Below are 25,528 nucleotides of genomic sequence, written 5' to 3' on the forward strand. Positions count from 1 at the left end.
TCACTAACCTTACAGCGTCAGCATCAGCGCCAGCACTACTACCGCGCCGACGCCCATTGAGGCGACATACCAGCGCAGATAGCCGTTTTCGCTGACCACCAGGCCTTTATTCGCCAGCTTTGAGACCAGCGCCGGGATATTCAGCAGCGCATTCAGCGGATCGCGTTTCAGCAGCCAGGCGACGCCGAGATAGGGCTGAACGAAGATCTTGTCATACAGCCAGTCGAAGCCCCAGGCGGCAAACCACCAGGTTGCGAAGAAGCGGCCCGGCGCGCTGCGCGCCACGCTGGTAACCAGGGCGCGTTTGCCCAGCCACAGCCATGCCGCGATCAGGATACCGACGACAGCCACCGCGCCTGAGGCGATCTCCAGCGCCGTTTTGCCCGCTTCGCCATGCTCGCTTTGCGGCAGCACGCCCGCCAGCGGCGGCGTAATCAGCGCGCCAACGAAGGTAGAGAACAGCAGCAGCACGATCAGCGGCAGATGATGCGTAATGCCTTTGCCCGCGTGCGCATGAATTTTCTCCTCGCCGTGGAAGACGATAAAGATCATGCGGAAGGTGTAGAGCGAGGTCAGGAAGGCGCCGACCAGACCGGCCATCATCAGGTTAACGTGGCCGTTAACCAGCGCGCCGAACAGAATTTCATCCTTACTGTAGAAGCCCGCGGTTACCAGCGGCAGCGCCGCCAGCGCCGCGCCGCCCACCAGGAAGCAGACATAGACCAGCGGGATGCTCTTACGCAGGCCGCCCATTTTGAAAATGTTCTGCTCGTGATGGCAGGCGAGGATCACCGAACCAGAGGAGAGGAACAGCAGCGCCTTGAAGAACGCATGGGTCATCAGATGGAAGATCGCCGCATCCCACGCCTGTACGCCCAGCGCCAGAAACATATAGCCGATCTGGCTCATAGTTGAGTAGGCCAGCACGCGCTTGATATCGGTCTGCACCAGCGCGGCAAAGCCAGCCAGCACCAGCGTCGCCGCCCCGATAATTCCAACCAGATGCAGTACATCCGGCGTCATCAGGAACAGGCCGTGAGTACGGGCGATCAGGTAGACGCCAGCGGTCACCATGGTGGCGGCGTGGATCAACGCCGAAACCGGCGTCGGACCGGCCATCGCATCGGCCAGCCAGGTCTGCAGCGGCAGCTGCGCGGACTTACCTACTGCGCCGCCCAGCAGCATCAGCGTCGCCCATTGCAGCATAGAGTTATCCGCCGCAAAGTGCGCCGGCGCCAGCTCAACCATTTCACGGAAGTTCAGCGTGCCCAGCTCGTTGTAAAGAATGAACAGCGCGAACGCGAGAAACACGTCGCCGACGCGGGTGATGATAAAGGCCTTCATCGCCGCCTTGCCGTTATTCGGATTGGTGTAATAGAAGCCAATCAGCAGATAAGAGCAGAGGCCCACCCCTTCCCAGCCGAGATACATCAGCATCAGGTTGTCCGCCAGCACCAGCACCACCATGCTGGCGATAAACAGGTTGGTATAGGCGAAGAAGCGCGAATAGCCCTCTTCCCCGCGCATATACCAGGAGGCGAACATATGAATCAGGAAGCCGACGCCGGTCACCACCGACAGCATGGTAAGCGAAAGGCCGTCCAGCGACAGCGTAACGCCGATATTGAAGTTGCCAACCTGCATCCAGGTCCAGAGCGCCTGGGTAAACAGCGCCTGACCGTTAGCAAAGAAATCGATGCCGACGTAGAGCGTGACCAGCGCCGCCAGTCCTACCGAACCGACGCCCACGGTCGCCGCCAGGTTCTCCGACCAGCGGCCGCGAGAAAACGCCAGCAGCATAAAGCCGATTAGCGGCAGCAGTATGGTTAAGTAGAGAAGATTCATCCGCGCATCTCGCTTACTGTGTCAATATTCAGGGTCTGACGGCGGCGGTAAAGCTGCAGCAGCAGCGCCAGGCCGATACTGGCTTCCGCCGCGGCGAGGCTGATCGCCAGGATATACATCACCTGGCCATCCGCCTGCCCCCAGTAGCTTCCCGCCACCACTAACGCCAGGGCTGCGGCATTAATCATGATTTCCAGGCTGATCAGCATAAACAGCAGGTTACGGCGCAGCACCAGCGAGGTGAAGCCGAGAACAAACAGCACGGCTGCCAGAATCAATCCATGTTGCAGAGGGATCATGCGCGCTCCTCCTTACTTTTCGCCGTCGCCGCGTCGCTGACGCGGTTACTTAAGATTTCGCCGTGACGATCTTCACGTCCGATATGGAAGGCGACCACCAGGCCCGCCAGCAGCAGCATTGAAGCCAGCTCCACCGCCAGCACATAGGGGCCGAACAGGCTGATGCCCACCGCTTTCGCATCGATCATCGTGCCGTCAATGCCCTGATCGTTGACGGACATTATGGCGTACACCATTACCAGCAGCAGCAGCAGCGATATCAGGCCCGGCCCGATCCACAGCGAAGGCTGCAGCCAGCGGCTTTCCTGATCCTGCACCGATTTACCGAGGTTAAGCATCATCACCACGAAGACGAACAGCACCATAATGGCGCCCGCATAAACGATAATCTCCAGCGCGCCGGCGAAATAGGCGCCAAGCGAAAAGAAGACGCCAGCGATCGCCAACAGCGAGATAATCAGGTACAGCAACGCATGTACCGGGTTGGTGTGGGTAATCACGCGCAGCGTGGTTAACACCGCCACCAGACCACAAAGATAAAACGCAAGTTCCATGCCGGGCTCCTTAAGGCAACAGGCCTTTGACGTCGATGGGTTTGGCTTCGTTTTCCGCTTCGCCCTTGTCTTTCCCTTCGATCGCCATGCCTGCCATACGGTAGAAGTTATATTCCGGGTATTTGCCCGGCCCTGAAATCAGCAGGTCTTCTTTCTCGTATACCAGATCCTGACGCTTAAATTCGCCCAGCTCGAAATCGGGCGTTAGCTGAATCGCCGTGGTCGGGCAGGCTTCTTCGCACATGCCGCAGAAGATGCAGCGGGAGAAGTTGATGCGGAAAAACTCCGGATACCAGCGGCCATCTTTGGTTTCCGCCTTTTGCAGCGAAATACAGCTGACCGGGCAGGCTACCGCGCAGAGGTTACAGGCCACGCAGCGCTCCGCGCCGTCCGGATCGCGCGTCAGCACGATACGGCCGCGATAGCGCGGCGGCAGGTAAACCGGCTCTTCCGGATACATGCGGGTTTCGCGCTTAGCAAAGGCGTGCAGGCCTATCATCCAGATACTGCGTACCTGGGTGCCGAAACCGACAAGAATGTCTTTTAATCTCATGGTTACAACCCCTTTACTGCGCGTTGTACAGAATCACTGCGGCAGTCGCCAGCAGGTTCAACAGCGTCAACGGCAGACAAACTTTCCAGCCGAAGGACATTACCTGGTCATAGCGCGGACGCGGCAGCGAGGCACGAATCAGAATAAACATCATCATGAAGAATGCCGTTTTAAGCGCGAACCAGATAAAGGGCGGCAGCCATGGTCCGTGCCAGCCGCCGAAGAACAGCGTCACGATCAGCGCGGAAACCGTGGTAATCGCCACGTATTCGCCGACAAAGAACAGGCCGAACTTCATACCGGAATATTCAATATGGTAGCCGTCGGCCAGCTCCTGCTCCGCTTCCGGCTGGTCGAACGGATGGCGGTGACAGACCGCGACGCCGGCGATACAGAAGGTGAGGAAGCCGAAGAACTGCGGGATGATGTTCCACAGATGCGCCTGGCTGTTAACGATATCGCTCATATTGAACGATCCCGCCTGCGCCACCACGCCCATCAGCGACAGGCCAAGAAACACCTCGTAGCTCAGCGTCTGGGCGGAAGCGCGCATCGCCCCCAGCAGCGAGTATTTGTTGTTGCTTGACCAGCCGGCAAACAGCACCGCATAGACCGCCAGACCCGCCATCATCAGGAAAAACAGCAGCCCGATATTCAGGTCGGTGACCATCCAGGTGGGGCTGACCGGCACGATGACGAAGGCCAGCAGCAGCGATACAAAGGCGATAACCGGCGCCAGGGTAAAGATAAAGCGATCGGTAAACGGCGGGATCCAGTCCTCTTTAAAGAACATTTTGATCATATCCGCCGCCAGCTGCAGCGAGCCGCCCCAGCCGACGCGGTTAGGCCCGTAGCGGTTCTGGAACAGACCGAGCAGACGGCGTTCGCCAAAGCTCATAAAGGCGCCGCAAACCACCACCACCAGCAGAATGACGATAGCCTTGAGTATGCCCAGCAAAATATCGATAACGTCCGGTGTTAACCAGCTCATTGTGCCGCCTCCCGCAGAGTGTCAATATCGGCGCCGGCCAGGAACGGCGGGATACCCGGCATTCCCAGCGGCAAGCCCACCTGCCCCGGCTGCAACGCCTCGGAGAAGCGTACCGGCAGGCGTAGCGTCTCGCCGGCGCAGCTCAGCTCCAGCGCGGCGCCGGGGTTAACGCCAAGCGCGGCGGCATCGGCCGGGTTGATAACCAGCGCCGGCTGCGGCATACGCTGCTGCATCACCGGCGCGCGCTGCGACATCTCTTCGCTGCCGAACAGATTGTAGTAAGGCGCGACGCGCCAGCCGCCGCTGCGGGTAAAGGCGCCCGGCACCTGGCTGAACCACGCCAGCTGGCCCGCCGCCGCCTCAAACAGACGCACGCCGGGATCGCCATGACGCAGCTTGCCGCCCACCTCGTCCTGGAATTTGTTCCACGCCTGCGGCGAGTTCCAGCCCGGCGCCCAGGCGAACGGGATATCAGAACGCGGCGCGCCCGGCTGGTTGTTGCCTTCCATAGAGAAGTTGAACATGGTGTCCACATCGCGCGGCTGGCGCGGCTCGTGCACGCTGATATTGGCGCGCGCGGCGGTGCGTCCGCTGAAGCGGTGCGGCGAACGCGCCAGTTTCTGACCGTGTACGCGGAACGAAGCGTCCGGCGCGGCATCCTTGATGCCGCTAAGCTGCGGCAGCGCGCGCGCCACGGCGTCGATGACATGATCGAGCTGCGTCCAGTCGACGTGGCGACTTTCAATGGTGCTGTGCAGCGAATGCAGCCAGCGCCAGCTTTCCAGCATCACCACCGTATTATCGTACCAGGCGGGATCGTAAACCTGGAAGAAGCGCTGCGCGCGGCCTTCGTGGTTGATCAGCGTACCGTCGCTTTCGGCGAAGCTGGCGCCGGAAAGAATCAGCCCCGCTTTCTCCATCGTCGCGGTCCGCTGGTGATCGACGACGATGACGTTATCCGCATGACGCAGCGCCGCATCCACTTTCGCCTGCGGCGCGTGGCGGTAGAGATCGTTTTCCAGCACCACCACCGCATCGGCGCTGCCGCTTTCCAGCCGATCCAGCGCCTCGTCCAGCGTCATGCCGCCCATCAGCCCCAGGCCGACGCTGTTGGCGGCGGAGGCGATTAGCGTAATGCCGACGTCGGCGCCGCGCCCTTTCAATGCTTTCGCCACGTTGGCGGCGGCTTCAATTATCGCTTCGCTGCCGGAATGCGTACCGGAAACGATCAGCGGCTTTTTCGCCCCGGCCAGCGCCTGGACAATCACCTCGATTTTGCTGTTCAGGCTGCTGTCGAGATCGCTAACCGCCGGCGCGCCGTTATCCAGCGCATGGGCGATAGCAAAACCAAGACGCGCCTGATCTTCTACCGGCGCGCGGTAACTCCACGCGGCGATATCATCAAGGCGGGTTTCATCGACGTTAGTAACAAACAGCGGGTGTTTAGCGTGCTGACCGATATTGAGGATAGCGGCGATTTGCCAGTCGGCGACTTTCTGCGCCGCGGCCATGTCACGCGCCTTGCCCTTAACCGCCTGACGTACCGCCAGCGCCACGCGCGCGCCGGTCTGGGTAAGATCTTCGCCCAGCACCAGCACCGCATCGTAGCTTTCAATTTCACGCAGCGCGGGCGTATGGATGCCGCCTTCGCGCAGCACTTTCAGCATCAGCGCCAGACGCGCCTGCTCCCCTGCCGGCATGCCGGTAGAGAAATTCGCCGCGCCTACCAGTTCACGCAGCGCAAAGTTGCTTTCCACGCTGGCGCGCGGCGAACCGATGCCGATAACGTTTTTCGCCTGACGCAGCACGTCCGCCGCGCCCTGCATCGCCTGTTCGGCGTTGAGCGCCACCCAGTCGTTGCCGCGGCGCTGCAGCGGCTGACGCGGGCGATCTTTGCGGTTTACGTAGCCGTAGCCGAAGCGTCCGCGATCGCAAAGGAAATAGTGGTTCACGCTGCCGTTGTAGCGGTTTTCGATGCGGCGCAGCTCGCCATAGCGCTCGCCCGGACTGGTGTTGCAGCCGACGCTGCACTGCTGGCAGATGCTCGGCGCGAACTGCATATCCCATTTGCGGTTATAGCGTTCGGAGTGGGTTTTGTCGGTGAAGACGCCGGTCGGGCAGATTTCCACCAGGTTGCCGGAGAATTCGCTCTCCAGCGTGCCCTCTTCCGGGCGGCCAAAATAGACGTTGTCGTGCGCGCCGTAAACGCCGAGATCTTTGCCGTCGGCATAATCTTTGTAGTAGCGCACGCAGCGGTAGCAGGCGATGCAGCGGTTCATCTCATGAGAAATAAACGGCCCCAGATCCTGGTTGCGATGGGTGCGTTTGGTGAAGCGGTAGCGGCGGAAGCTGTGGCCGGTCATGACCGTCATATCCTGCAGGTGGCAGTTGCCCCCCTCTTCGCAAACCGGACAGTCGTGCGGGTGGTTGGTCATCAGCCACTCCACCACGCTTTCGCGAAACTCTTTCGCTTCGCTATCATCAATTGAGATGAAGGTGCCGTCAGCGGCAGGCGTCATGCAGGACATGACGAGGCGTCCGCGCGTATCCTCAGCGTTTTGATATTGCTTTACCGCGCACTGGCGGCAGGCGCCGACGCTCCCCAGCGCTGGGTGCCAGCAAAAGTAAGGAATATCCAGGCCGAGGGAGAGACACGCCTGCAGCAGGTTGTCCGCTCCATCCACCTCATATTCTTTACCGTCTACATGAATTGTAGCCATAGTGAACATGCTTCCGTAAGGCTCGTAGTACGAGCGTTAAACATAATTCTTCTTTACCCTTCGCCTTTCAGGCCGCAGCGGTGTTGGCTGCCTTCATTCACCGCGCTCACTTACCAACGTAAGCTCGCGGGATTCATTCAGTTGCCGCCTTGCTGCAACCCGAAATGCTTTGGGTAATCCCTTCGCCCTCAGGCCGCAGCGGTGTTGGCTGCCTTCATTCACCGCGCACACTTACCAACGTAAGCTCGCGGGATTCATTCAGTTGCCGCCTTGCTGCAACCCGAAATGCTTTGGGTAAGCGGCGCGTATCGCTAACCGTGACGTTTACCAGCGCGCTTTCAGCAGGTTGGGCTGAATCCCGTCAATCGCACGGGTATTGCCAAACACCTGCGGCGCAATGCCAGCCTCAAACTCTTCACGGAAATATTTAATCGCGCTCTGTAAAGGTTCCACCGCGCCGGGCGCATGCGCACAGAAGGTTTTGCCGGGGCCGAGCTGACGGCAAAGCTGCAGCAGCGTTTCAATATCGCCCGGCTGCCCTTTGCCCTGCTCCAGCGCGCGCAAAATTTTTACGCTCCACGGCAGGCCGTCGCGGCACGGCGTACACCAGCCGCAGGATTCACGGGCGAAAAACTCTTCCAGGTTACGCACCAGCGACACCATATTGATCTCGTGATCCACCGCCATCGCCAGCGCGGTGCCAAGACGGCTGCCCGCTTTGCCGATACTGGCGAACTCCATCGGCAGATCGAGATGCTGCTCGGTGAGGAAATCGGTGCCCGCGCCGCCCGGCTGCCAGGCTTTAAATTTCAGGCCGTCGCGCATCCCGCCGGCGTAATCCTCCAGGATTTCACGCGCGGTAATGCCGAACGGCAGCTCCCAGACGCCGGGATTTTTTACCCGCCCGGAGAAGCCCATCAGCTTGGTGCCCGCGTCCTCGCTCTTCGCCAGGCTTTTGTACCACTCCACGCCGTTGGCGAGGATAGCAGGCACGTTGGAAAGGGTTTCCACGTTGTTAACGCAGGTCGGCTTGCCCCAGGCGCCGGCCGAAGCCGGAAATGGCGGCTTGGAACGCGGGTTAGCGCGGCGTCCTTCCAGCGAGTTAATCAGCGCGGTTTCTTCACCGCAGATATAGCGGCCCGCGCCGGTATGCACGATCAGCTCGAAATCAAAGCCGGTGCCGAGAATATTTTTGCCGAGGAAGCCCGCTTCGGTAGCCTCAGCGATGGCGCGTCGCAGATTTACCGCCGCCTCCACATATTCGCCGCGCAGGAAGATATAGCCGCGATACGCTTTAAGCGCAAAGGCGCCGATCAGCATGCCCTCTACCAGCTGGTGCGGCATCTGCTCCATCAGCAGACGGTCTTTATAGGTGCCCGGCTCCATCTCATCGGCGTTGCACAGCAGATACCGGATGTTCATCGCTTCATCTTTCGGCATCAGGCTCCACTTCAAACCGGTGGAAAAGCCTGCGCCGCCGCGCCCTTTCAGGCCGGAATCTTTTACCAGCGCCACGATCTCGTCTGGCGCCATGCCTTTCAGCGCTTTTTCCGCGCCGGCGTAGCCGTTTTTGCTGCGGTATTCTTCAAACCAGACCGGCTGTTTATCGTCGCGCATCCGCCAGGTCAGCGGGTGGGTTTCCGCAGTACGAACGATCTCTTTCACTGTCATTGATACTGCTCCAGTAACGATGAAATGTTTTCCGGCGTCAGGTGAACGTGAGTATCCTCATCCACCATCATCGTCGGGCCTTTATCACAGTTACCAAGGCAGCAGGTCGGCAGCAGCGTAAAGCGGCCGTCCGGCGTGGTCTGGCCCGGCTTAATATTCAGCTGCTGCTCCAGCGCCGCCTGAATGCCCTGATAGCCGGTGATATGGCATACCACGCTGTCGCAGTAGCGAATCACGTGACGGCCAACCGGCTGACGGAAAATCTGGCTGTAGAACGTCGCCACGCCCTCTACGTCGCTGGCGGGAATGCCCAGCACCTCGGCAATGGCGCCGATCGCCCCATCCGGCACCCAGCCGCGCTGCTTCTGCACGATTTTCAGCGCTTCAATCGAGGCGGCGCGGGCATCTTCGTAATGGTGTTTTTCATGCTCAATCGCGTCGCGTTCTGCCGCACTCAGCTCAAAGACCTCTTTCGGGTCGATCGTTTCGATGGCAATTTTTTGATCGTGCATAATTAGCGGTCCACGTCTGACATAACAAAATCGATACTACCCAGGTATACGATCAGGTCGGATACCAGGCTGCCGCGGATCACCGAGGGGATCTGCTGCAGGTGCGGGAAACTTGGCGTACGAATACGCGTGCGATAACTTACGGTGCTGCCGTCGCTGGTCAGGTAGTAGCTGTTGATCCCCTTAGTCGCCTCAACCATCTGGAAAGATTCGTTGGCGGGCATCACCGGCCCCCAGGAAACCTGCAGGAAGTGGGTAATCAGGGTTTCGATATGCTGCAGCGTGCGCTCTTTCGGCGGCGGCGTGGTCAGCGGGTGATCCGCCTTGAACGGCCCCGCCGGCATATTATTGAGACACTGCTCAAGAATACGCAGGCTCTGGCGCAGCTCTTCTACTTTCAGCATCACGCGGCTGTAGCAATCTGATACGCCGTCGCCTACCGGAACTTCAAAGTCAAAGTTTTCGTAGCCAGAATAGGGCCGCCATTTACGCACGTCGAAGCTGATGCCGGTAGCGCGCAGGCCGGCGCCGGTGGTTCCCCACGCCAGCGCTTCTTTCGCACCGTAGGCGGCTACGCCCTGAGCGCGACCTTTTAAAATCGAGTTACGCAACGCGGCCTTCTCATAAGAGGCCAGGCGCTGCGGCATCCAGTCGAGGAACTCACGCAGCAGGCGATCCCAGCCGCGCGGCAGATCGTGCGCGACGCCGCCGATGCGGAACCACGCCGGGTGCATACGGAAGCCGGTAATCGCTTCCACCAGATCGTAGATTTTCTGGCGATCGGTAAAGGCGAAGAACACCGGCGTCATTGCGCCGACGTCCTGAATAAAGGTGGAAATATAGAGCAGATGGCTGTTGATGCGGAACAGTTCGGAGAGCATTACGCGGATTACGTTAACGCGATCCGGCACCACGATGCCCGCCAGTTTTTCTACCGCCAGCACGTAGGGCATTTCATTAACGCAGCCGCCGAGGTACTCCACGCGATCGGTATAGGGAATATAGCTGTGCCAGGACTGGCGCTCGCCCATTTTCTCCGCGCCGCGGTGGTGATAGCCGATATCAGGCACGCAGTCGACGATCTCTTCGCCATCCAGCTGCAGCACGATGCGGAACGCACCGTGCGCTGACGGGTGGTTCGGCCCAAGGTTGAGGAACATGAAATCTTCGCTTTCAGTTCCACGCTTCATCCCCCACTCTTCCGGCTTGAAGAGCAGCGCTTCCATTTCCAGATCTTCTTTCTGTTTGGTCAGCTCAAAGGGATCGAACTCGGTAGCGCGCGCCGGATAATCTTTGCGCAGCGGATGCCCTTCCCAGGTGGGCGGCATCATAATACGACGCAGGTGCGGGTGGCCGTCGAAGGTTATGCCGAACATCTCCCAGGTTTCACGCTCGTACCAGTTGGCGTTGGGGAAAAGTTTGGTAAAGGTCGGCAGATGCAGATCGTTTTCCGCCAGCGCCACCTTGAGCATGATATCGCGATTGCGGTCGATGGAGATCAGATGGTAGAAAACGGAAAAGTCCGCGGCGGGCAAGCCCTGGCGATGAGTACGCAGGCGTTCGTCCATGCCGTGTAAATCAAACAGCATGACGTAAGGTTTCGGCAATCTCTTTAAAAAATCGCCCACTTCCAGTAATTGTTCACGCTTTACCCAGACAACGGGTATCCCGGTACGGGTAGCCTGAACGGTAAAGGCATCCGGCCCAAAACGGTTGCGCAGTTCGCCAATAACCGGGTCATCAAGATGGTCCCTGGTCTGCCATGCGGCGTCTTGCGCGGTTAAGTCGGTCATATTGTTCACCATTGCAAATGGTCCGTGGTGACTGTCGGGCGTGGCTTCGCGCTATTTGATTATTGATATGCGAAGATCTTTTCCATCGCCCACAGGCGCAAATTAAATCTCGTCTGGGGTACGCAGATTGGTAACAGCAATGCGTTCGCCGCGCTTACGCTCGCGTTCCGACTGCATATTGGCGCGATACACGCCCTGATCGCCAACCACCCAGGAGAGCGGACGACGCTCTTTGCCGATTGATTCCTGCAGCAGCATCAACGCCTGCATATAAGCCTCCGGGCGCGGCGGACAGCCGGGAATATAGACGTCAACCGGCAAAAATTTGTCCACGCCCTGCACGACCGAATAGATATCGTACATGCCGCCGGAGTTGGCGCAGGCACCCATGGAAATGACCCATTTCGGCTCCAGCATCTGATCGTACAGGCGCTGAATAACCGGCGCCATTTTAGTAAAGCAGGTGCCGGCTATCACCATCAGATCGGCCTGACGCGGAGAGGCGCGCAGCACCTCGGCGCCAAAACGCGCAACGTCATGCACCGCAGTGAATGACGTCACCATCTCAACATAGCAGCATGAAAGCCCGAAGTTATATGGCCAGATTGAGTTCTTACGCCCCCAGTTCACCATGTCGTGCAGCGCATGCTCCAGCTTGCCCATATACACGCTTTTATTAACTTCTTGCTCCAGGGGGTCGGTTACGATCTCCTGTTTTTGCAGGGGGTAACGGTCGTTCTCACCGTTGGGGTCTATGCGGGTGAGCGTATAGTCCATCTTAATGCCTCGCTGTTACTGCTTTTGAGGGTTGGTGTTAGTGACGTTGCTGGTATCAACATCCACGCGACGACGCGCAGGCGCCCAATCCAGCGCGCCAATCCGCACCAGATAAACCAGACCCGCCAACAGCACCAAAATGAAAATCGCGGCTTCAACAAAGCCGACCCAGCCGCTTTCGCGAATGGAGGCCGACCATGCATATAAAAAGAGGGCTTCGACGTCGAAGATAACGAAGAACATGGCCACCAGGTAAAACTTGGCAGAAAGGCGAAGATGCGTGCTACCAACCGGATCGATACCGGATTCAAAAGGCGTGTTTTTATGACGCGCGCGGGCGCGCCCGCCCAGCAGCCAGCCGCCCGCCAGCATAAACAGGCACAGACCAAAAGCGACAACGATAAAAACAGCGAATGCCCAGTGATGAGCGATAACTTCTGTGGTTGTTGACATACTCTCTGCTTACTCATTAAAAGTGGCGTTTAGCGTCCTGCGGAGCCAATGGCGAGAACACACCACATTAATTCAAGGGAAGGATGAAAAACCTTATAAATTATGCTGCCATTAACATATAAGCAGCAATTTAATGGCGTTTTTACCCCTTTACATAACCTTTTGTCAACTTTGACAAAGATATCCACACGTTAATTTACACTTATATCACCTTATTAACATAAGCTGCGCAGGCATCCGGCTAAATCGAGTCAGTCTGAAGATGTAAATTAAGTGTAGTGGGTATTGCACGTATGGATCGCACATTTAACAAACATATTTTGACAGGAAAACCGCAGATTTCCTTCCCCAAAGCAGGGTTATTTTTTTGATCCAGAACACAGTTTGACCCTTTTCGCTAAAAAAACAGCCAGCGCGCTGGCTGTTTTTTCCGCAAAAAGTGCGCCGGACACTATGCGAACAACATTTTTTCTGTACAGCGCAAAACGTTTTATTTTTATCGCGCAGACAAAAATAAAAACTTCAGCGAAGCGCTGGCTAACGCTAAAAAAGCCTGTAAAAAAAGCCTCTTAGCGCCTGATTGCGCCGGGAGGCTTTTTTATCGCGGTTTATTTTAACAATCACCGCTTCGAATGAAAAATCATCTCATTTACAGAACTTATTCTTCATCATCCAGTAACATTGCATCGCCCTGAGCGGCCAGCGCAAGGTTATAGGGATCGTTGCTCGATTCCATGGCGTTGAAGATCGCCAGCGCCAGCTCGTTTTCGCTGTCCGGATTGCGGCACAGCAGGTATTGCGTATCCGGCAGCACCGGCAGACCTTCGGCAGCGCCCATTACGCGCAGTTCCGGACTCATCATTTCCACCGGACGCGCGGTAACGCCCAGGCCCGCTTTGACCGCCGCGCGCACCGCCGCCAGCGTCGAGGCGACATAGGAGATACGCCACGGAATACCCGCTTCGTTCAGGTGATCGATCGCCATATCGCGGTATGGGCTTGGCTCATCCAGCAGCACCAGAGGAATCGCCTCTCCGCGCTGGAAAATATAGTCCGCGGCGCAGTACCACAGCGTCGGAGAAGTACGCAGCACCTGATGAGTAAAGGAGCCGGGGCTGGAGGTGGTAACCACCAGATCCACTTCGCCCTGATTCAGCATCTCCATCATAAACGGATTGCGCTTCACGCGTACGTCGATCGCCAGTTTCGGATACACGGAAGTAACGCGGTTCAGCAGGAACGGCAGAATGGTATCTGAAGTATCGTCGGAAGCCCCGATCGTCAGCACGCCCTGTACGTTGCTGTACATCAGGGAAGTACAGGCTTCGTCATTAAAGCGCAGGATTTTGCGGGCATAGCCCAGCAGCTGAATACCGTGCTCGGTGAGCAGTTTATTACGACCGTGACGGGCAAACAGCTCTTTACCTACCAGCTGTTCAAGACGTTGCATCTGCTGGCTGACCGCTGACTGGGTTCTGCATACGGCCGCTGCGGCAGCAGCAAATGTATTAAGATCTGCTACTGCAACAAACGTTCTCAGCAGATCGAGATCGAGATTAAGTATCGGACGATTTGCATTAGTCATATTTTTCTTCACTTATAAATTTTTAATAACAACTACCCTGGTGTGACTGCCGTCGTTCAAATGGCGGACGGAGTTTAAGATGGCAAAAATGACGTTTCCGAACCGCGGAAACGACAGCTTTCAACTGCTAAAGAAAAGCTGCTGTTCACTCATACTGCTGGAGGAGATGCAGGCAAAACCACCAGTGCCGTCAGTATTTAAGATTAACTATCATTTAGCGCCCAGACGCTAACGTTACGAACGCAAGTTGCGCTCCGCTTATTGATGGAAACCGAGCCAACTTCAGGCAAGCTAACGTCGGGGCCGCTGGTTCATAACTTCGATATAAGGCGTCAGCAAAGTGGCTTAACGCAAAAATGTAATAAATTATCGGACTTAAACTCTGGCCGCGTCGCTTTAAACTGCGCAGCAAACGATTGTACCGCTTTTTGGCACAAAGCCCGTTGATGGATATCCTGCCACATTGACGCCTACTTTTTAAGCCCCAATCGCATTTTTCTTATCAATAAAGCATCATTTTAGCATTAATACGCCTTTTTTTCGGGATTGCTTTTTCTTACCGGCTGGCGGAAAAGTAATCCAATGCGTAACAGGAGATAGGCTATTGACGAAGCGCCGGAAAACTCAGAACAAAGTTTCATTATTCTTTGGCCTTCTTAATCCTTCTTTAAGTAGTAAAATTTAACTGTTTCATTCTGTATCAATCTACTTTTTTTATCTTAATTTCATTCTTTTTCTGATCCACCTCGCAAAGCGTCATGTCAGATTTACAGCCGCCCGCCAGTAAACAGTCATTAATGCTAACTTTAAGCTGAAAGGTAGTTTTTTATACCAGATAAATCTCACTGACCACTGCTGCATGGCTGTGAGATTCCCCTTGTCTGGCGGTTGCGCCCAAAGCCGGCCCTGCCCTTCAAAAGTGAACATCAGAGGAGTAAATTGGATGGGTTTATTTCCACGGCAGGAACGCAGTTCTGTCAGTAAAGGCGCTAAGTAATGAATACAATTATCGAAAAATCTTCCAAGCTGGATAATGTTTGCTATGACATTCGCGGCCCGGTGTTGAAAGAGGCCAAACGCCTGGAAGAAGAAGGCAACAAGGTTCTTAAGCTTAACATCGGCAATCCGGCCCCGTTTGGCTTTGAAGCGCCGGATGAAATTCTGGTAGACGTAATCCGCAACTTGCCGGGAGCGCAGGGTTACAGCGATTCCAAAGGGCTTTACTCCGCGCGTAAGGCCATTATGCAGCACTACCAGGCGCGCGATATGCGCGATGTGACCGTTGAGGATATTTATATCGGCAACGGCGTTTCCGAGCTGATTGTGCAGTCGATGCAGGCGCTGCTGAACAGCGGCGACGAAATGCTGGTGCCGGCGCCCGACTATCCGCTCTGGACCGCCGCCGTTTCGCTTTCCAGCGGCAAGGCGGTGCACTATCTGTGTGACGAGTCCGCCGGATGGTTCCCCGATCTGGCCGATATTCGCAGCAAAATTACGCCGCGTACGCGCGGCATCGTGATTATCAACCCGAACAACCCCACCGGCGCCGTTTACAGCAAAGCATTGCTGATGGAGATCGTGGAGATTGCGCGGGAACATAATCTGATTATTTTTGCCGACGAGATTTACGATAAGATTCTTTATGATGCCGCGCAGCACCACTCTATCGCCGCGCTGGCGCCCGATCTGCTTACCGTCACCTTTAACGGCCTCTCTAAAACCTACCGCGTCGCCGGCTTCCGTCAGGGCTGGATGGTGCTTAACGGCCCGAAAAAGCACGCGAAAGGATATATCGAAGGGCTGGAAATGCTTGCCTCCATGCGCCTGTGCGCCAACGTTCCGGCGCAGCACGCGATTCAAACCGCGCTTGGCGGCTATCAGAGTATTAATGAATTTATCATGCCCGGCGGACGCCTTTATGAACAGCGCCAGCGCGCCTGGGAGCTGATTAATCAAATTCCCGGCGTCAGCTGCGTGAAACCGCAGGGCGCGCTCTATATGTTCCCACGCATCGATGCGAAAAAATTCAATCTGCATGACGATCAGAAAATGGTGCTGGATTTTCTGCTGCAGGAAAAAGTGTTGCTGGTACAGGGCACCGCCTTTAACTGGCCGTGGCCGGACCATGTACGCATCGTTACCCTGCCGCGCGTTGACGATCTGGAACTCGCTATCGGCAAATTCGGCCGTTTCCTTGAAGGCTATCATCAGTAGCGGCGCAGCGCCCGGCGGGCTGTAGCCGACAGCGTGAAAAGGCTATACTCTGGCGGCGGAGATCGGGTTTGCCGGTTTTCGTCGCCCGCAGGAGGAGAAGCCTTGTCGATGAAGCAGAGTCACTTTTTTGCCCACCTTTCCCGTCTGAAACTAATTAACCGCTGGCCGCTGATGCGCAACGTGCGTACGGAAAACGTTTCCGAGCACAGCCAGCAGGTGGCGACGGTGGCCCATGCGCTGGCCGTGATTAAAAATAAGCTGTTTAACGGCAAGCTGAATGCGGAACGCATCGCCCTGATTGCGCTCTATCATGACGCCAGCGAAGTACTGACCGGCGATTTACCGACGCCGGTAAAGTATTACAACGCGCAGATTGCCCATGAGTATAAAAAAATCGAGGAGATTGCGCGTCATAAGCTGGTTGAGATGCTGCCTGCCGAACTGCAGGAGGCATGGCGCCCGTTGCTGGACGAACAGCTGCAGGACGAGGAGGAAACGGCCATTCTGAAGCAGGCCGACGCGCTGTGCGCCTACCTGAAATGCCTTGAGGAGCTTTCCGCCGGCAACAACGAATTCCGCCGGGCGCTGGCGCGTCTTGAAAAAACGCTGCAGCGCCGCCGTAGCGAAGAGATGGACTACTTTATCTCAGTCTTCGTCCCCAGCTTCAGCCTGTCGCTGGACGAGATCTCGCAGGACACGCCGTTGTAAATCAGAACGGGAACAGCAGCGGCACCAGCAATACGCTAACCACCATTACCACCAGCGTAAAGGGCACGCCGATTTTCACAAAATCGCTGAAGCGATAGCCGCCGGGGCCGAGCACCAGCGTATTAACCGGTGAAGAGACCGGCGTCATAAAGGCGGCGGAGGCGGCAATGGCGATAATCATGGTAAAAGGATAAGGCGATACGCCCATCTGATGCGCCGCCGCTATGCCGATCGGCGCCATCAGCACCGCCGTCGCCGTATTAGAGATAAACAGCCCGATCGTCGCGCAGAGCACAAACAGGCAGAGCAGCATCACATGCGGCCCTTTACCGCCGGCGACATCCATCAGCCCCTGCACCACCAGCGCCACGCCGCCGGTTTTTTGCAGCGCCAGCGCAAACGGCATCATACCGGCGATCAGAATCAGCCCCGGCCAGTGGATAGCCTTATAGGCGCTCTCCATATCGATACAGCGGAATTTGCCCATCAGCAAACAGGCGATAATCGCGGCGACGGGGCCTGGAATGGCATCGGTAATCATCAGCGCCACCATCAGCGCCAGGCTGAACAGCGCGTGCGGCGCCTGGCTGTGAGCAGGCACCGCGTCATCGATCTCGGCAGGCAGCGCCAGCAGCAGCAGATCGCGCTTTTGCTGCTGCAGCTGGCGAATGCAGCGCCAGTCGCCGATAACCAGCAGCGTATCGCCCAGCTCCAGCGGTTCATCGGTCAGCGCCCCTTCAACCAGGCTGTTGCGCCGCCGGATGCCGATAACGCTAATCCCGTAGCGGCTGCGAAAGCCGATTTCGCGCACGCTTTTGCCCGACAGTTCAGAATCAGGGATCAGCAGCACTTCCGCCATGCCGACGTCGCGGGCGCGATCCGAGAAGTAATCGCCGCGCAGAATCAGCGGCTCCAGCTGCTGCTCGCTGCAAAACTGGCGCAGATCGATATCGGCGGCGGACATATCGATCAGCAGCACATCTCCGGCGCGAAAGGTGGTTTCGCCGGTGACCGCCACCATCACGCGCCGGAAGCGACGCCAGCGTTCCAGGCCCACCACGTTGGCGCCATATTTTTCGCGCAGCTGCAGGTCGTCCAGCCGGTGGCCGATTAGCGGCGAGCCCGCGCGGATAGAGAGGCGCCGCGCGCGTCCGCTAAGGCGATATTCACGAATCAGATCGCGGAAGTTGCGCCGCCGCAGCGGTGCGCTGCCGGCGGAGAGATCGGCGGAAGGCGAAGCCAGCCAGTAGCGCGCCACCAGCATATAGCCCACGCCCAGCACCAGCACCACCAGGCCGATGGGCGTGACGGCGAAAAAGCTAAAGCCTTCCAGCCCCTCGCGCTGCAGCTCGCTGTTGACCACCAGGTTAGGCGGCGTTGCCACCAGCGTCATCATGCCGCTGATCAGCGCCGCCACGCTGAGCGGCATCATTAGCCGCGCGGGCGAGGAGCCGATTTTCGCCGCCACGCTCAGCACGACCGGAATAAAAATCGCCACCACGCCGGTGGAGCTCATAAAGGCGCCCAGCCCGGCCACGGTCAGCATCAGCCAGAAAATCATTTTGCTTTCGCTGTTGCCGGCGATTTTTATCAACCATTCGCCGGTTTGAATCGCCACGCCGGTGCGCACCAGCCCCTCGCCGATAACAAACAGGGCGGCAATCAAAATTACGTTGGGATCGCTAAAGCCGATAGTGGCTTCCTGCAACGTCAGCGTACCGCTAAGTACAAAAGCGACAATGACCAGCAGCGCCACCACATCCATGCGCAGCCGTCCTGAGACAAACAGCCAAACGGTTACCGCCAGTAACGCCAGTACCCAAAGAAGTTGATTATTCACAGCCCTTTCCGCGTCAGAGAATTCCTTTACGCGCAGCATGCCATAAATTAACCCCGCTTATAGCGGGGTTAAATCAATCACGCCTGGTTTATTATCCTGACCGTGCCATCTTCTTCTTTGCTGATGCGCAGCGAGGCGAGCGAAGTGAGCTGCATGGCGGTTTCGTCAAGACGCGGCGTATCGCCAGAGGCGTTGACGGCGATCACCGCGCAGCCGGCGGCGAGACCGGAGAGAATGCCCGCCGGCGCGTCCTCCACTACCACGCACTCGGCGGGCGGCAGGCCCAGCAGCTCAGCGCCGATAAGATAGGCGTCCGGCTCCGGCTTGCCGTTGGTTACCCGTTCAGCGGTGACGAAATGTCGCGGCAGCGGCAGCCCCGCCGCTTTGCGGCGCGCCGAGGCTACCGGCATGGAGCCTGAGGTGACGATGGCCCAGGGAATATCTAACGCGTCCAGCCGTTCCAGCAGCGCGAGCGCGCCGGGCAGCGCGGTAATACCGTCGGTATCCTCCGCCTCGATTTTTTCCAGCTGGCGAAACTCCTGCTGGATCGCCTCATCGCTGCTGTCGGGCATAAAGTGACGCAGCGCAGTGATGGCCTGTTTGCCGTGGATAAAACTCAGGACCTCGTCAGCGGCGATGCCGTGACGTTTCCCCCAGTGACTCCATGCGCGCTCCACTACCGGTAATGAATCAACCAGCGTGCCGTCCAGATCAAACAAAAAGCCTCTGCACTTCACTTGCGTCCCCTCTCAGGCGTTAATGATTTGCGCGAGCTCGGTCGCGCACAGGTGGTACTGACGCGGACAGGTTTGCCAGACGGCCAGCATGCGTTGATATTTTTCCCACATCGGCGTCTGGGCGTTAAAGCCGTGCGTTCCGGCGTCGAAATGGGTGTAGCGCCCTTCAACGCTAACCATAAAGCGCACGTAGCCCAGGTAGCGCGCCTCGGTCGCCGCATCGAAGCCGAGGAACTGCAGCCGACGCCGATCGATGCTGGCCTTTTCCTTCAGGTTTTCCCATGAAACCGCCAGCGCATGATGCATTTCCATTATGTTAATAATGGTGCGGCACACTTCTTCGCTCAGTTCGCCGAAATCGCGATCCAGCTCACGCATTTGTAAGCTGTAACCGCGTTCAATGATGGTCTGCAGGCGACGATAGCGCTCGGCGTTATCCGGGTCGAGCAGCGTCATCATTTTGTACTGGTTAGAAAGAATCAGGCGCTGAGCGTGCGTCATCTCCATCGTAAACTCCTGTGTCTCGACATCATAAAAGGGGGACGTTCAAGAATCGCACAGCGAATAAAAAGGAGGTATCACAAGCCTGACTTTCTTTGATTTAAGCCGGGTTGACGCCAAATAATTTTTCGCGCGCCCGACAGTTAACACTTAAAGATCGTCGAGGAAGGTTTTATCCAGCTGACGGAAAGCGCGTTTTAACAAATCCGCCAGCGTCTGGTAGGTAGGCTTGCCTTCAAGCGGCGCGATCGCCTGACCGGCCTGCTGCAGCTTTTCGCGCACCTCATGAAACCAGCGCAGCAGCGCAGGCGGCAGCGGCGTAACGGAACGGCGTCCCAGCCACCACAATCCCTGCATCGGCAGGCTGCAGGCGAAAAGCGCGGTAGCGACCGCCGGCCCCAGCTGGCCGCCCAGCGCAATCTGCCAGGTGAGCGTAAACACCGCCAGCGGCGGCATAAAGCGGATCGCAAAGCGGGTGGCGGTTGTGATGCGGTTTTCCGGGAAAACCGGCGCGAGGCGTTTGTCGTTCGGCCATGTTTTCATGTAGCGCTGTCCAAGCTGGAACGTTTTAAACCAGCCCACGCTGGATTCATTTGCCATGGCTTACCTCAACTTCTTTTGGAAGATTTAAAAAAAATAGACAACGACACAACTTTATATAACATCCTTCAAAAAATTTTGTTTTTACGCGGCGCTGCCGTTATTCTGAGCGCGTTATCAACGCCCCGAAAACGGATTTTCCTCATTATCCTGAGGCGCAACCGCTGAAAGCCACTGCGCTTTCAAATTTTTACGTAAAATTACCGTTTTTTTTTGCTGTCGGATAATTTTTTTGCCGGCAGCATGATGATAATCATTACTGTACCAGCTTTCATGCCTTAGGATGATAGACTGACTGCGTTTTTTTTAGCCACTTTTGACAAATAGGTACTTCCATGTCGAGTAAGTTAGTACTGGTTCTGAACTGCGGTAGCTCTTCCCTGAAATTTGCCATCATCAACCCGGCCGATGGCGAAGAATACCTGTCAGGTCTGGCCGAATGCTTCCATTTGCCTGAAGCGCGCATTAAATGGAAACTGGACGGCGCTAAACAGGAAGCGGCGCTGGGCGCGGGCGCGGCCCACAGCGAAGCCCTGAACTTCATTGTTAAAAACATTCTGGCACAAAAACCAGAACTGTCGGCACAAATCGCTGCAATCGGTCATCGCATCGTTCACGGCGGCGAAAAGCTGACGCACTCCGTAGTGATCACCGACGAGACGGTGCAGGATATCAAAGCGGCGTCGCCGTTTGCTCCGCTGCACAACCCGGCGCATCTGATCGGTATCGACGAAGCGCTGAAAAACTTCCCGCACCTTGCTGATAAAAACGTAGCGGTTTTCGATACGGCTTTCCATCAGACGATGCCTGAAGAATCTTATCTCTACGCCCTGCCCTACCATCTGTATAAAGAGCACGGCATCCGCCGCTACGGCTTCCACGGCACCAGCCACTACTACGTTTCCCGCGAAGCGGCGCGTATGCTGAACAAGCCGGTAGAAGAGCTGAACGTCATCACCTGTCACCTCGGCAACGGCGCATCCGTCTCCGCGATCCGCAACGGCGAATGCGTGGATACTTCTATGGGTCTTACCCCGCTGGAAGGCCTGGTAATGGGCACCCGCAGCGGCGATATCGATCCGGCGATCGTCTTCTTCCTGCACGATACGCTGGGCATGAGCGTTGACGCCATCAACAAAATGCTGACGAAAGAGTCCGGCCTGCTGGGCCTGACTGGCGTAACCAGCGACTGCCGCTACGTGGAAGAAAACTACACCACCAAAGACGATGCGAAACGCGCGATGAACGTCTTCTGCCATCGCCTGGCGAAATATATCGGTTCTTATACCGCGATGATGGACGGCCGTCTGGACGCTATCGTCTTTACCGGCGGCATCGGCGAAAACGCGGCGATGGTGCGTGAGCTGTCGCTGGCGAAACTGTCGCTGCTGGGCTTTGAAGTCGATCACGAGCGCAACCTGGCGGCGCGTTTCGGTCAGGAAGGCTTCATCAACAAAGAAGGCACCCGTCCGGCGCTGGTGATCCCAACCAACGAAGAGCTGGTTATCGCCCGCGACGCCGCGCGTCTCACCGCCTGAGTTTTTCTCCGTCAGCTCCGGCTGACGGAGTTGTTTTTGACACCCTGAAATACCTGAGAGGTTTACTGTGTCACGTACCATTATGCTTATTCCTACCGGCACCAGCGTCGGGTTGACCAGCGTCAGCCTGGGCGTTATCCGCGCGATGGAGCGCAAAGGGGTTCGCCTCAGCGTCTTCAAGCCCATCGCTCAACCGCGTGCCGGCGACAATGCGCCTGACCAGACTACCACCATCATTCGTAAAAGCTCCTCTATCCCCGCCGCTGAGCCGCTGCATATGTCACGCGTTGAATCGCTGCTGGGCTCCAATCAGCAAGATGTGCTGATGGAGGAGATCATCGCCCGCTATCACGCCAACGCTCAGGATGCGGAAGTCGTGCTGGTAGAAGGCCTGGTACCGACGCGTAAACACCAGTTCGCTACCGCGCTCAACTACGAAATCGCGAAAACGCTGAACGCGGAAATCGTCTTCGTTATGGCGCTGGGCAACGACTCTCCGGCCCAGCTGAAAGAGCGTATCGAACTAACGCAAAGCAGCTTCGGCGGCAGCAAGAACAAAAACATCACCGGCGTTATCATCAACAAGCTGAACGCGCCGGTAGATGAGCAGGGGCGTACCCGTCCCGATCTGTCAGAAATTTTTGATGATTCCACCAAGGCCAGCGTCGCCAATATCGATCCGAGCCAGCTGTTCGCCAACAGCCCGCTGCCGGTGCTGGGCTGCATTCCGTGGAGCTTCGAGCTGATCGCTACCCGCGCCATTGATATGAGCCGCCACCTGAACGCGCGTATTATCAATGAAGGGGAAATCCAGACTCGCCGGGTGAAATCCGTTACCTTCTGCGCGCGCAGCCTGCCGCACATGCTGGAGCATTTCCGTCCCGGATCGCTGCTGGTAACCTCAGCGGATCGCCCTGACGTGCTGGTCGCCGCCTGCCTCGCCGCAATGAACGGCGTCGAGATCGGCGCCATCCTGCTGACCGGCGGTTATGAAATTGATGACCGTATTTACAAACTGTGCGAGCGCGCCTTCCAGACCGGCCTGCCGGTATTTATGGTGAACACCAACACCTGGCAGACCTCGCTCAACCTGCAAAGCTTTAACCTTGAAGTGCCCAGCGACGATACGCAGCGCATCGAGAAAGTGCAGGAATATATCGCCAGCCATATCAACAGCGACTGGATTGAATCGCTGACCGCCGCCTCCGAGCGCAGCCGTCGTCTCTCTCCGCCTGCTTTCCGCTATCAGCTGACCGAGCTGGCGCGTAGCGCGCGTAAGCGCATCGTGCTGCCGGAAGGCGACGAACCGCGTACCGTGAAAGCGGCGGCCATCTGTGCTGAACGCGGCATCGCGCAGTGCGTACTGCTGGGCAACCCGGATGAAATTCAGCGCGTCGCGGCGGCGCAGGGCGTTGAGCTGGGCAAAGGCATCGAAATTGTCGATCCGGAAGCGGCGCGTAATAACTACGTGGCGCGCCTGGTGGAACTGCGCAAAAACAAAGGCATGACCGAAGTGGTTGCGCAGGAACAGCTGGAAGATAACGTGGTGCTCGGCACCATGATGCTGGAGCGCGACGAAGTGGACGGCCTGGTTTCCGGCGCCGTACATACCACCGCCAACACCATTCGTCCGCCGCTGCAGCTGATCAAAACCGCGCCGAACAGCTCGCTGGTTTCTTCCGTGTTCTTTATGCTGCTGCCTGAGCAGGTGCTGGTATATGGCGACTGCGCCATTAACCCGGATCCTACCGCTGAGCAGCTGGCTGAAATCGCTATCCAGTCCGCCGATTCCGCCGCCGCCTTCGGCATCGAGCCGCGCGTGGCGATGATCTCCTACTCTACCGGCAACTCCGGCGCCGGCAGCGATGTGGAGAAAGTGCGTGAAGCCACGCGCATCGCGCAGGAAAAACGCCCGGATCTGGTGATCGACGGCCCGCTGCAGTACGACGCGGCGATTATGGAAGACGTGGCGAAATCCAAAGCGCCGAACTCACAGGTTGCCGGACGCGCCACGGTGTTTATCTTCCCTGACCTGAACACCGGTAACACCACCTATAAAGCGGTACAGCGTTCTGCCGACCTGATCTCTATCGGGCCGATGCTGCAGGGTATGCGTAAGCCGGTTAACGACCTGTCCCGCGGCGCGCTGGTGGACGATATCGTCTATACCATCGCCCTGACCGCTATTCAGGCGTCCCAGGCGGATCAACAGAAGTAATTACTCCGCTGCAACAGAGGCGGCCTGCGGGCCGCCTTTTTTATTGCCTTCGCTCGTTACCGCGCCTGCCCGGCTTATCGCCCGCCGCGCCGCAAAATAAGCGTTCCCCGTTTTTATCTCTTCAATAAAAGCCAGCGCCAAATAGTTTAATAAATGGTTAAAAATAAGCGCAGCGGTAAAAAAAACGTTTATTTTTCGCCGCATTTTGCGAAATTATTTTGGTCAAATCCTCATTCCCTAACTAGCCTTACATTACCTGAATAACAGGTTTCACTATTTTCATGGCGTCAGAAATTAATTCTGTGGCAACGGCTTAAAGATAACGATAGGGAGTGAATATTATGAGTGAACATCCTGATCATCTGCGCACCCGGCACGATGCGGGCTGGGTAGAGACGGTACATGAAGCGCCGCTAAACGGTGTGCCGCTGAAGCGTATTTCATGGAGCGCTATCTTTGCGGGCGTTATTACTTCGGTAGTGATTCATCTGTTATTAACCCTGCTGGGCACCGCCGTCGGCACCGCCAGCATCGATCCTTTACATGAACAGAATCCGCTGGACGGCATCGGCACCGGCGCCGCTATCTGGACCGGCATCAGCATGCTGATCGCTATTGCCGTCGGCGCCTGGGTCAGCGGTCGTCTCGCTCAGCGCGAAGGGGCGCTACACGGTCTGCTGATGTTCGGCATCAATACGCTGTTCAGCGTCTGGCTGGCGGTAACCCTGGTAAACTACACCGTCAGCGGCGCCATGAACGTAATGGGCGCCGGGCTGAGCGCGATCGGCAATACCGTTTCCGCCGTAGCGCCGCACGCCGCGCGTATGGCGCAGGATAAGCTGCAGGAAAGCGGCATAAATCTTGACGATCTGCAAAACGAGCTGGAAACCACGCTGCGCCAGACCGGCAAGCCTGAACTTCAGCCGGAAAATCTGCAAAACGACGCGCAAAACGCGGTAAACAGCGCGCAGAATCAGGCGCAGAGCACCGCTAACAATCCGCAAAACGCCGATACCGATATCGCTAACTGGGTAAAAGGCTTAATCGCCCGCAACCAGGATACGCTGCAGGCCGCTGACCGCGACGCGCTGAAAAATATTATCAAAGCGCGCACCGGCAAAACCGATGCGGAAGCGGAGCAGATCGTCCAACAGACGGAGAAAAGCTATCAGCAGGCGCGTCAGAAATATAACGAGCTGAAACAGCAGGCGGAGCAGAAAGCGCGCGAAGCGGCCGACAAAGCTGCCGCCGCTACCTCTAAAGCCAGCTGGTTCGCTTTCTTTATGATGATCGTTGAAGCCGTTCTCGCCGGCGTGATGGGCATGGTGGGCCGCCGTACTCAGCCGCGTCAGGTTCTGAGCCATCAGCGTCCCGTCAAGCGCGATTAACGCCTGCGGTAAACAGAGCCTTCCCAGGAGG

21 protein-coding genes are annotated in these 25,528 nt (G+C 57.2%); 5 read left to right on the forward strand and 16 right to left on the reverse strand.

Going from position 1 to position 25,528, the window contains the following annotated elements:
- Positions 1-9: 9 nt before the first annotated feature.
- The 12 genes from nuoL to lrhA form a co-directional block, all read right to left on the reverse strand.
- Positions 10-1,845, reverse strand: coding sequence for an NADH-quinone oxidoreductase subunit L (gene nuoL / locus FKM52_RS08920; protein ID WP_141175847.1), 1,836 nt, complete (start codon positions 1,843-1,845; stop codon positions 10-12).
- Positions 1,842-2,144 (reverse strand): NADH-quinone oxidoreductase subunit NuoK, encoded by a 303-nt coding sequence (nuoK, locus tag FKM52_RS08925; protein ID WP_141175848.1) that lies wholly within the window; start codon positions 2,142-2,144, stop codon positions 1,842-1,844. Before nuoK ends, nuoL begins: the two co-directional genes overlap by 4 nt.
- Positions 2,141-2,698 carry an NADH-quinone oxidoreductase subunit J gene (gene nuoJ, locus FKM52_RS08930; RefSeq protein WP_141175849.1) on the reverse strand — a complete coding sequence of 186 codons (558 nt, stop codon included), beginning with the start codon at positions 2,696-2,698 and terminating at the stop codon, positions 2,141-2,143. The genes nuoK and nuoJ overlap by 4 nt, the downstream gene beginning before the upstream one ends.
- A 10-nt stretch (positions 2,699-2,708) precedes the next feature.
- Positions 2,709-3,251, reverse strand: a complete 543-nt coding sequence (gene nuoI, locus FKM52_RS08935; protein ID WP_141175850.1) for an NADH-quinone oxidoreductase subunit NuoI — start codon at positions 3,249-3,251, stop codon at positions 2,709-2,711.
- Between the two features lie 13 nt (positions 3,252-3,264).
- The gene (nuoH, locus tag FKM52_RS08940) at positions 3,265-4,242 is read right to left on the reverse strand and encodes an NADH-quinone oxidoreductase subunit NuoH (protein WP_141175851.1); all 978 of its coding nucleotides are present in this window, start codon (positions 4,240-4,242) and stop codon (positions 3,265-3,267) included.
- On the reverse strand, positions 4,239-6,962 hold the full coding sequence (nuoG, locus tag FKM52_RS08945; RefSeq protein WP_141175852.1) for an NADH-quinone oxidoreductase subunit NuoG: 2,724 nt from the start codon (positions 6,960-6,962) through the stop codon (positions 4,239-4,241). The genes nuoH and nuoG overlap by 4 nt, the downstream gene beginning before the upstream one ends.
- Before the next feature lie 324 nt (positions 6,963-7,286).
- Entirely contained in the window at positions 7,287-8,627 is a 1,341-nt protein-coding gene (gene nuoF, locus FKM52_RS08950) for an NADH-quinone oxidoreductase subunit NuoF (protein WP_181407914.1), read from the reverse strand.
- Positions 8,628-8,629: 2 nt separating this feature from the next.
- Positions 8,630-9,145 carry an NADH-quinone oxidoreductase subunit NuoE gene (gene nuoE, locus FKM52_RS08955; RefSeq protein ID WP_141175854.1) on the reverse strand — a complete coding sequence of 172 codons (516 nt, stop codon included), beginning with the start codon at positions 9,143-9,145 and terminating at the stop codon, positions 8,630-8,632.
- Between the two features lie 2 nt (positions 9,146-9,147).
- Positions 9,148-10,950 carry an NADH-quinone oxidoreductase subunit C/D gene (nuoC, locus tag FKM52_RS08960; protein ID WP_141175855.1) on the reverse strand — a complete coding sequence of 601 codons (1,803 nt, stop codon included), beginning with the start codon at positions 10,948-10,950 and terminating at the stop codon, positions 9,148-9,150.
- A gap of 90 nt (positions 10,951-11,040) precedes the next feature.
- Positions 11,041-11,715 carry an NADH-quinone oxidoreductase subunit NuoB gene (nuoB, locus tag FKM52_RS08965; RefSeq protein WP_141175856.1) on the reverse strand — a complete coding sequence of 225 codons (675 nt, stop codon included), beginning with the start codon at positions 11,713-11,715 and terminating at the stop codon, positions 11,041-11,043.
- Positions 11,716-11,730: 15 nt separating this feature from the next.
- On the reverse strand, positions 11,731-12,168 hold the full coding sequence (locus FKM52_RS08970) for an NADH-quinone oxidoreductase subunit A (protein ID WP_141175857.1): 438 nt from the start codon (positions 12,166-12,168) through the stop codon (positions 11,731-11,733).
- A 658-nt stretch (positions 12,169-12,826) separates the two neighbouring features.
- Positions 12,827-13,753 carry a transcriptional regulator LrhA gene (lrhA, locus tag FKM52_RS08975; protein ID WP_141175858.1) on the reverse strand — a complete coding sequence of 309 codons (927 nt, stop codon included), beginning with the start codon at positions 13,751-13,753 and terminating at the stop codon, positions 12,827-12,829.
- Between the two features lie 996 nt (positions 13,754-14,749).
- Here lrhA and FKM52_RS08980 point away from each other — a divergent pair.
- Positions 14,750-15,967, forward strand: a complete 1,218-nt coding sequence (locus FKM52_RS08980; RefSeq protein WP_141175859.1) for a pyridoxal phosphate-dependent aminotransferase — start codon at positions 14,750-14,752, stop codon at positions 15,965-15,967.
- Between the two features lie 108 nt (positions 15,968-16,075).
- Complete coding sequence (yfbR, locus tag FKM52_RS08985) at positions 16,076-16,675, forward strand: 5'-deoxynucleotidase (RefSeq protein ID WP_141175860.1); 600 nt, start codon at positions 16,076-16,078, stop codon at positions 16,673-16,675.
- 1 nt (position 16,676) lies between these two features.
- On the opposite strand, the gene FKM52_RS08990 is transcribed toward yfbR, so the two are convergent.
- The 4 genes from FKM52_RS08990 to yfbV all read right to left on the reverse strand — a co-directional run bounded on the left by FKM52_RS08990 (position 16,677) and on the right by yfbV (position 20,353).
- A complete protein-coding gene (locus FKM52_RS08990) occupies positions 16,677-18,515 on the reverse strand; it encodes an SLC13 family permease (RefSeq protein ID WP_141175861.1) in 1,839 nt (612 codons plus the stop codon).
- Positions 18,516-18,592: 77 nt separating this feature from the next.
- The gene (locus FKM52_RS08995; protein WP_141175862.1) at positions 18,593-19,252 is read right to left on the reverse strand and encodes a sugar phosphatase; all 660 of its coding nucleotides are present in this window, start codon (positions 19,250-19,252) and stop codon (positions 18,593-18,595) included.
- A 12-nt stretch (positions 19,253-19,264) separates the two neighbouring features.
- On the reverse strand, positions 19,265-19,759 hold the full coding sequence (locus FKM52_RS09000; RefSeq protein WP_141175863.1) for a YfbU family protein: 495 nt from the start codon (positions 19,757-19,759) through the stop codon (positions 19,265-19,267).
- Between the two features lie 144 nt (positions 19,760-19,903).
- The gene (yfbV, locus tag FKM52_RS09005) at positions 19,904-20,353 is read right to left on the reverse strand and encodes a terminus macrodomain insulation protein YfbV (protein WP_141175864.1); all 450 of its coding nucleotides are present in this window, start codon (positions 20,351-20,353) and stop codon (positions 19,904-19,906) included.
- A 335-nt stretch (positions 20,354-20,688) separates the two neighbouring features.
- On the opposite strand from yfbV, the gene ackA reads away from it, so the two are divergent.
- From ackA to FKM52_RS09020, 3 genes are all read left to right on the forward strand, one after another.
- The gene (ackA, locus tag FKM52_RS09010) at positions 20,689-21,891 is read left to right on the forward strand and encodes an acetate kinase (protein WP_141175865.1); all 1,203 of its coding nucleotides are present in this window, start codon (positions 20,689-20,691) and stop codon (positions 21,889-21,891) included.
- Positions 21,892-21,958: 67 nt separating this feature from the next.
- The gene (pta, locus tag FKM52_RS09015; protein WP_141175866.1) at positions 21,959-24,109 is read left to right on the forward strand and encodes a phosphate acetyltransferase; all 2,151 of its coding nucleotides are present in this window, start codon (positions 21,959-21,961) and stop codon (positions 24,107-24,109) included.
- A 341-nt stretch (positions 24,110-24,450) separates the two neighbouring features.
- Positions 24,451-25,497, forward strand: coding sequence for a TIGR04086 family membrane protein (locus tag FKM52_RS09020; protein WP_141175867.1), 1,047 nt, complete (start codon positions 24,451-24,453; stop codon positions 25,495-25,497).
- Positions 25,498-25,528 lie beyond the last annotated feature (31 nt).

The organism is Mixta tenebrionis (assembly GCF_006517625.1).
Classification (GTDB): Bacteria; Pseudomonadota; Gammaproteobacteria; order Enterobacterales; family Enterobacteriaceae; genus Mixta; species Mixta tenebrionis.